The organism is Kitasatospora sp. NPDC059817, assembly GCF_042731835.1.
Classification (GTDB): domain Bacteria; phylum Actinomycetota; class Actinomycetes; order Streptomycetales; family Streptomycetaceae; genus Kitasatospora.
This window is the reverse complement of sequence record NZ_JBHWIR010000123.1, coordinates 1-7,129: the sequence shown is the minus strand read 5'-3', so window position 1 is coordinate 7,129 and position 7,129 is coordinate 1. Positions and strand designations below refer to the sequence as shown.

9 protein-coding genes are annotated in these 7,129 nt (G+C 74.5%); 5 read left to right on the top strand and 4 right to left on the bottom strand.

Annotated features, from left to right (window positions below; all coding sequences use genetic code 11):
• Positions 1-143: 143 nt before the first annotated feature.
• Positions 144-338 carry a hypothetical protein gene (locus ACFV61_RS24165; protein WP_063346460.1) on the bottom strand — a complete coding sequence of 65 codons (195 nt, stop codon included), beginning with the start codon at positions 336-338 and terminating at the stop codon, positions 144-146.
• A 417-nt stretch (positions 339-755) separates the two neighbouring features.
• Between ACFV61_RS24165 and ACFV61_RS24160 the strand changes: the two genes are divergently transcribed.
• From ACFV61_RS24160 to ACFV61_RS24145, 4 genes are all read left to right on the top strand, one after another.
• On the top strand, positions 756-1,181 hold the full coding sequence (locus ACFV61_RS24160) for an ankyrin repeat domain-containing protein (protein ID WP_380493824.1): 426 nt from the start codon (positions 756-758) through the stop codon (positions 1,179-1,181).
• Positions 1,182-1,204: 23 nt separating this feature from the next.
• On the top strand, positions 1,205-1,717 hold the full coding sequence (locus tag ACFV61_RS24155; protein WP_380493822.1) for a GNAT family N-acetyltransferase: 513 nt from the start codon (positions 1,205-1,207) through the stop codon (positions 1,715-1,717).
• Between the two features lie 46 nt (positions 1,718-1,763).
• On the top strand, positions 1,764-2,837 hold the full coding sequence (locus ACFV61_RS24150) for a serine hydrolase domain-containing protein (protein ID WP_380493820.1): 1,074 nt from the start codon (positions 1,764-1,766) through the stop codon (positions 2,835-2,837).
• A 113-nt stretch (positions 2,838-2,950) separates the two neighbouring features.
• Positions 2,951-3,448: an NUDIX hydrolase gene (locus ACFV61_RS24145; RefSeq protein WP_363623640.1), complete on the top strand. Its 498-nt coding sequence runs from the start codon at positions 2,951-2,953 to the stop codon at positions 3,446-3,448.
• 33 nt (positions 3,449-3,481) lie between these two features.
• Here ACFV61_RS24145 and ACFV61_RS24140 read toward each other — a convergent pair whose 3' ends face one another.
• The 3 genes from ACFV61_RS24140 to ACFV61_RS24130 all read right to left on the bottom strand — a co-directional run bounded on the left by ACFV61_RS24140 (position 3,482) and on the right by ACFV61_RS24130 (position 5,832).
• Positions 3,482-4,132, bottom strand: coding sequence for a vitamin K epoxide reductase family protein (locus tag ACFV61_RS24140; RefSeq protein WP_380493818.1), 651 nt, complete (start codon positions 4,130-4,132; stop codon positions 3,482-3,484).
• A 68-nt stretch (positions 4,133-4,200) separates the two neighbouring features.
• Positions 4,201-5,022, bottom strand: a complete 822-nt coding sequence (locus tag ACFV61_RS24135) for a DsbA family protein (RefSeq protein ID WP_380493816.1) — start codon at positions 5,020-5,022, stop codon at positions 4,201-4,203.
• Positions 5,023-5,157: 135 nt separating this feature from the next.
• Positions 5,158-5,832, bottom strand: a complete 675-nt coding sequence (locus ACFV61_RS24130) for a hypothetical protein (protein ID WP_380493814.1) — start codon at positions 5,830-5,832, stop codon at positions 5,158-5,160.
• 286 nt (positions 5,833-6,118) lie between these two features.
• Here ACFV61_RS24130 and ACFV61_RS24125 point away from each other — a divergent pair, with 286 nt between their 5' ends.
• Positions 6,119-7,006 carry a CHAD domain-containing protein gene (locus tag ACFV61_RS24125; RefSeq protein WP_380493812.1) on the top strand — a complete coding sequence of 296 codons (888 nt, stop codon included), beginning with the start codon at positions 6,119-6,121 and terminating at the stop codon, positions 7,004-7,006.
• The last annotated feature ends 123 nt before the right edge of the window (positions 7,007-7,129 follow it).

Below are 7,129 nucleotides of genomic sequence, written 5' to 3'. Positions count from 1 at the left end.
GGGGGGGTGTGGCGGCGCCTGTACTGGGGTGCCTGGGCCTGGTCGGGCGGGACCGGGCCCAGGGCGTGTCTGACAATTCGCGTCGGATCAGCGCGCGGCGGTGGGCGCCCGGCTGGGCGTGCCGGCGAAGCGTCCTCCACGCCCTAGAACTTGAGGCCGCCGAGCAGGCTCGCCAGGCTGGCACCGCCGGCGGTGATGCTCGGGGCGATCGAGGAGCCGGCGACGTAGAAGCCGAAGAGGGCGCAGACGACGGCGTGGGAGACCTTTAGCCCGTCCCTGCGGAAGAACAGAAAGGCGATGGTGCCGAACAGGACGATGCCGGAAATCGAGAGGATCACGTTCTGCTCCTCGGGGAGGGGGGACGGGGACGGTGTTACGGAAAGTGCGCTAATCGTGACAAAAAGTAATAGATGATGGAACGGTGCAAATGGGTGGTTTCCCGTTCAACGTCGCCCTGGAGTCCGGGCGAAGGCGGGCGGACCGGCCGGGGTGGGGCCGTGTCCCGCGCAGTTCCAGCGCGGCGAGGCATTCCCGCCGGGTGGGCGGGAGGTTTCCGGGGGGTCGGGGAAGTTCGCCCGGATGGCCGCCGTTCGAGGGCCGCCATCCGCCATCCGGATGCGCGCTGGCCCGGCCCGGCGCCCGGCCGCTACGGTGCGGTACGCGAAGCTCCTCCAGCCGCACTCCGCCACCGCGGCTCCGCCACCCGCAGAGCCCGCAGAGCCCACAGAACCCGCAGACCGGAAAGGCCGCCCGCCATGACCGACGCCGCCAACCAGCAGCCCGCCGACGCTCCCGACGCCCCCGACGCCGAGGTGATCGCCCTGGCCGGAAAGCTCTTCGACGCCGCCCGCGCCGGCGAGACCGACACCCTGGCCGCCTACGTGGACGCCGGTGCGCCCGCCGACCTCACCAACGACCGCGGCGACACCCTGCTCATGCTCGCCGCCTACCACGGCCACGCCGCCACCGTCGAAGCCCTGCTGGCGCGCGGCGCCGACCCGAACCGCGCCAACGACCGCGGCCAGACCCCGCTCGCCGGCGCCGTCTTCAAGGGCGCCGAGGACGTGCTGACCGTCCTGCTGGACGGCGGCGCCGACCCCACCGCCGGCACCCCGAACGCCGTCGACACCGCACGGATGTTCGGCAAGAACGAGCTGGTCGCCCGTTTCGAGACCCGCTGATCCAGGTCGTAGGCTCTTCCCTCATGAAGAGCACCACCATGGAGGCCGGAACCGTCGAGTTCCGCGTCACCGGCTACGCCCACCCCGACGCCCAGGCCCTGTCGGCGGAGGTGCAGCAGGAGTACGTCCGCCGCTACGGCGACCCCGACGAGACCGTGCTGCACCTCGAAGACTTCGACTCGCCGTACGGCCTGTTCCTGATCGCCTACCTCGACGGCCGGCCGGTCGCCTGCGGGGGCTGGCGGGCCAAGCAGGCCGGGCCGGACGGGCTGCGCGACGGCGACGTCGAGCTGAAGCGGATGTTCGTGGTCCCCGCCGCCCGCGGCCGTGGCCTGGCCCGGGCGGTGCTGCGCCGCCTGGAGCAGACCGCCGCCGAGGCCGGCCGCACCCGCGTCATCCTGGAGACCGGCACCGAGCAGCCCGAGGCCGTGGCGCTGTACGGGTCCGAGGGGTACGCGGCGATCCGGAAGTTCGGCATCTACCGTGATCACCCGCAGAGCATCTGCCTCGGCAAGGAACTGCCCGCGGCGGCCTGACCGGCCCGCCCGGCGGGTAGGCTCACGACACCTCTGAGGGGGGACGATGAGCCAGCAACCGCCAGGAGCCGACCGGCTCCCCGCCCTGGCCGCGCCCGGCGGGGAGCTGGACCAGCTGGTCCGGGGCGGCGTGCGCACCGTCGGGGCCGGCGCCGTCTGGGCCGTCGGCGATGCCGGAGGGGCGCTCGGCGGCGGCGCGCACGGCGTGCTCGGGCAGGGCCCGTACGCTCGGCTCGCCCCCGGGCCGGACACCCGGTACGACCTCGCCAGCCTCACCAAGATCGTCGCCCTCTGGCCCTGCGCCGGAGTGCTCCGGCAGGCCGGGCGGCTCCCGCTCGACGAACCGCTCGGCCGCTGGTGGCCGCCCGGCTCCGGGCACCCCGTCGGCGTGGTGACTGTCCGTCAACTCCTCGCGCACACCGCCGGAATGCTCCCGCACACCGGATTCGAGCAGCTCTACGGGCGCGACCTCGCGGCGATCCGGGCCGGGGTGATCGCCGCCCCGCTGCACCGCGCGCCCGGTACGGCCGTCGAGTACACCGACCGCGCCGCCGTCCTGCTCGGCTACCTCGTCGAGGACCTCGGCGGCGCGCCGCTGGACGAGCTCGCCAGTCGCTGGATCTGGCGGCCGCTCGCCATGGCCGACACCCGGTACGGGCCGCTCGGCCCCGCCGACACCGCCCGCACCGCGCCCACCGAGTACGACCCGCAGGTCGGGAGCCACCTGTGCGGCGTCGTCCACGACCCCTCGGCCCGGCTGCTCGGCGGCGTCTGCGGCAACGCCGGGGCCTTCTCCACCGCCCGCGACCTCGCCCGCTTCCTCGCCGCGCTGCTCGCCCCGCCGCCCCAACTGCCCTGGGGCGAGGCCTGGATCGCCGAGTCGCTGCGCGAGCAGACCGGCGGTCTCGCCCCCGCCCGCGGCCTGTCCTGGCTGCACGCCCCCGGCACCGACCCCGCCGAGGGCACCTTCGTCCACTACGGCTTCACCGGCACCGGCATCTGGATCTCCCGGCGGCTCGGCCGCTGGGCGCTGCTGCTCACCAACAAGGTCCACTACGACCGCGGCATCCAGCCGCTCACCGACCTGCGCAACGCCTACCGGCGGGCGGTCTTCGGGTAGGAGCTCTCGTGCGTCGAGTACCCGATCGGGTGGATTAGGTACGAACCGCCGGATCCGGCACGGGGGTTGCGGCAGAGTGGCCACCGCGACGGGGCACCGGCGGAGGAGGCGCGATGACGGACACCTGGCTCTCGGAACAGGACTGGCTGGCCGGGCTGCTGCGCGCCTACGTCGGCTGCAGCGTGCTGCTCACCGGTGAAGGCGGTGACGTCCTGCTGCTGAAGGCCAGTTACCGCGCCCAGTGGCAGTTCCCCGGCGGCGGGATGGACCCGGGCGAGGGTCCCGCCGAATGCGCCGCCCGCGAACTGCGCGAGGAGACCGGGCTGGTGGCCGGCGAGCTGCGGCTGCTCGTCGTCGAGTGGCGCGATCCGATCCCGGGCCAGGGCGAACACGCCCACCCCGCCGTGCAGTTCATGTTCGACGGCGGAACGGTCCCGGCCGGCGCGACCATCCGGGTGCAGGCCGAGGAGATCGCCGAGTACGGGTACTTCACCCCCGCCCGGGCGGCCGCACTGCTGCACCCCTGCGCGGCGCGCCGGCTCACCCGGGCCCTGGCGGCCCGGCGCACCGGCGCCACCGCGCTGCTGCACTCCACGGGGTACGTCGGCTGACGGTCCGTCAAATATGCCAGTCGGTCAGGCCCGTCAGACCAGCGTGCTCCAGTAGTACCAGAACCGGTTGAGGATCAGCAGCGCGATCACCGCCGTCCACAGCACCGGCACCGCCCAGTGGTAGCGCGCCGCCTCCCGCACGACCGGCCGCAGCCGCGGACCCACCGGGATCACCCCCGTCCGGAGGTTGTGCAGCGTCGTGTACCAGAACAGCACCACCACCGTCGCCCACACCACCATGCAGTACGGGCACAGCGCGCCGATCCGGTACAGCGCCTCGTCGATCAGCCAGTGCACGAACACCACACCCAGCAGGGTGCCCGCGTGCAGGCCCAGCCAGAACCAGCGCCGGTACGCGGCACCGGCCAGCAGCCCCGCCCCGACCGCCGCCAGCGCGCCGAAGGCGGCCAGCCCGAGCAGCGGGTTCGGGAACCCGAAGACCTCCGCCTGCTCGGTGCGCATCACCGAACCGCAGCTGATCACCGGATTGAGGTTGCAACTGGGGACGTAGGACGGGTTCTCCAGGATGCGGAGCTTGTCGAAGGTCAGGACGGCCGAGGCGGCCAGCCCGATCAGCCCGCCGAGGAACAGCAGCAGGGAGAACACCCGGCCCGCGCCGACCGGCGCACGGCCGGCGTCGCCGGGGGCGGGAGGGGAGAGGTGCACAGAGGTAGCGGCGGTCATGGCAGCACACTCCGGTGGCTGGGAGGAGCCGGCCCGGCCGGGGTTCGGCCGGGCCGGTGGTGCCCTGCTTACTTCAGGCCGGCGGCCTGCTTGACCTGGGCGGTGAACTGCTCCGGCGTCACCGTGGACTGGCCGCTGAACAGCGTGATCGGCTTGCCGTCCACCTTGACCGTCGGGGTGCCCGTCACCCCGCTGCCGTTGAACGCCTCCGCGACCTTCGCCGCCCACGGCGCGTACGTCTTGTCGGTGACGGCCTTCACGAAGGCGTCCGTCTTCAGCCCGGGCACCTGGCCGGCCAGGTCGAGGATGTGGTTGACGTTGCCGAAGTCGTCCTTCCGCTCGTCGGGCTGGTTGGCGTACAGCACGTCGTGGAACTGCTTGAACTTGTCCACGCCCTCGTTCAACGCGGCGCCCGCGGCGGCCAGCGCGGTGCGCGAGCCCTTGCCGCCGAGGGCGTTGTCCAGGAACGCCGCCAGGTGGAACTCCACCTTGACCGAGCCGTCCTCGGTCAGCTTCTTGACCGCCTCGCCGTTCGCCGCCTCGAAGTGCTTGCAGACCGGGCAGCGGAAGTCCTCGTACACCTCCATGGTGTGCGGGGCGTCGGCCTTGCCGTAGGTGATCACCGTGCCGTCCGGGCCGGAGGCGTTCGCCGGGAGGACCAGCTCCGTCGGCGCGGCCGCATCGGCGGCCGCCGTCGAGTCCTTCTTGCCGGACGCCGAGTTGATCGCGACCGCCGCTCCGCCCGCGAGGGCGAGCACCGCGACTGCGGACACTGCCACGACGATCCGCTGGCGGCGCTTCGACGCCGCCTGCTCGATGCGCTGCGCCTCCTGGATCCGCTCACGGGCACTGATGCGCTTGGCCTGCTGCTTGCTGGGGGTCTGAGCCATGGAAGGCAACTCCTGTACGCGGCGCGCGGATGCGCGCGGGAAACCGCACCGGGTGCGGCGGGATCGAGTGAACGCGGGAGTTGTGCGCGCTGCCTGCGGACGAACGTGCGCGGCGGCCCTACGGCCTCGGGCGGGTCAGCAGGCAGGCGCGAGAACCGGCGGACCACGCCGGGGAGCCGGGCTCAGCACCACGTCCTCGCGGCGCGGCCGCTCGCGGTCCGACACCGGCAGCGGCACCCGCAGCACCGGCCGAACCGGAGCCGGGAGCAGCAGCAGGACCAGGGCGCGCAACGGGCGGGCCAGCGACTGGCGCAGCGCGCACAGCGACCGGGCCAGGCCCGACAGGGCCGCGTCGCCCAGCCGCAGCCAGGCCGCGGCGGCCAGCGCGATCACCAGGTGCACCAGCAGGAGCAGCACCTGGGTCGCCGCCGGGGCCAGCGGCCCCACGTGGCCCAGCGGACCGGCCAGCAGCGACCCGTCCACCGAACCGCCGCCACACACCAGCAGGTTCACACCGCGCGCGGGCACGTGCTCGGACAGGATCGGCCCACAGCCGGCCTGCCCCAGGTTGAACGTCGTGTTGAGCAGCAGCTCGACCGGCACCAGCACGCTGGAGATGTGCAGCAGCCGCCGCTCCCCGCCGGCCAGCGCGGCCGCGACCAGGAAGACGACGGCGGTCGCGGCCGCCACCAGCGAGAGCGGCAGCGGGCGACCCGTGATGACCACCTGGCCCAGCGCGGACAGCGGCACGGCGAGCGCGGTGAACACCGCGGCCCGCAGGGCCCTGATCGCATGGGTGGAGGTCGTCACGTCCCGGAGTATGCCACGACGCTTACATCCGGCACGAGGGCGCGTACCCGGGGAGTGGAAGCGTTGCCCGCCGGAGGCCGTTCGTTCACCCGCCTGACGCCCGCTCAGCCGGGACCGCTTCGCTGTTCGTGCGGGTCGGCGGCGTGTGCGCCGAGCGGTCGTCCCGGGCCTGGCTCGTCCCCGTCCCGGGCCTGCTCGTTCCCGTCGCGGTCCTGGTCGTCGTCGTGCGCCCGGACCCGTAGCCTGGAAGGCGTTCCCGGCGACCCCGATGAGGGGGTGAGCGCTCATGGCGCGACCCGCCACCACGGTGGGGCAGGTGCTGCTGGACCGCCTCGGCGCGCAGGCGGCGGTACTGGCCGGCCTCGACGACGCCGTCCGGGCGGACGAACCGGACGCGGTGCACCGGATGCGGGTCGCCTGCCGACGGCTGCGCAGCGCCCTGCGGACCTTCCGGCGACTGTTCGCCCCCGGGGCCACCGACCACCTGGTCGCCGAACTGCGCTGGCTCGCGGCCGCCCTCGGCCGCGCCCGGGACGGCGAGGTGCTCGCCGAGCGGCTGGCCGCCCAGGCCCGGGCACTGCCCGCTGAGTGCCGGCCGGAGCGGGTCGCGGCGGAGCTGGAGCGGTGGGGGCGGGTCGAGTACCGGCAGGCCTGGCCCGAGGTGCTCGCGGCCCTCGACAGCCCGCGCCGCCGCGCCCTCGCCGACGCCCTCGCCACCCTCCTCGCCGACCCCCCGCTGCGCCGCCGGGCCGGCCGTGACGCCGTCCCCGAGCTGGCCCGGATCGCCGAGCGCGAGCAGCACCGCACCGGCGAGCGCGTCCGGGCGGCCCTCGACGCCGGGGCCGGGCCCGCCGAGCAGCGCGACCGCGCCCTGCACGAGGCCCGCAAGGCCGCCAAACGCGCCCGCTACGCCGGCGAGACCGCCGCCCCGGCGGTCGGCGCGGCCGCCGAGCGGTACACGGACCGGATGAAGGCCGTCCAGGAACTGCTGGGCGAGCACCAGGACGGGGTGGACGCCGCCGGCACCCTCGCCGGGCAGGCCGCCGACAGCGGCGAGCCCTTCGGCCTCGGGGCGCTCTACGCCCGCCAGCTCACCGCCGCCGAGACGGCCCGGGCCCGGCTGCCCCAGGTGTGGGCCCGGGCGGCGGGGCGCAAGCTGCCGCGGTTCGGCTAGGTCCTGTCCGGTCGATCTTGGCGGATCAGCCCGCGGCTCCCCCAGCCTTCGGCCGGGAGGTACCCCCATTACGCGCCCGGCTGGGCGTGCGCCCGGACCGCCCTCGTACTGGACGTACGTGGG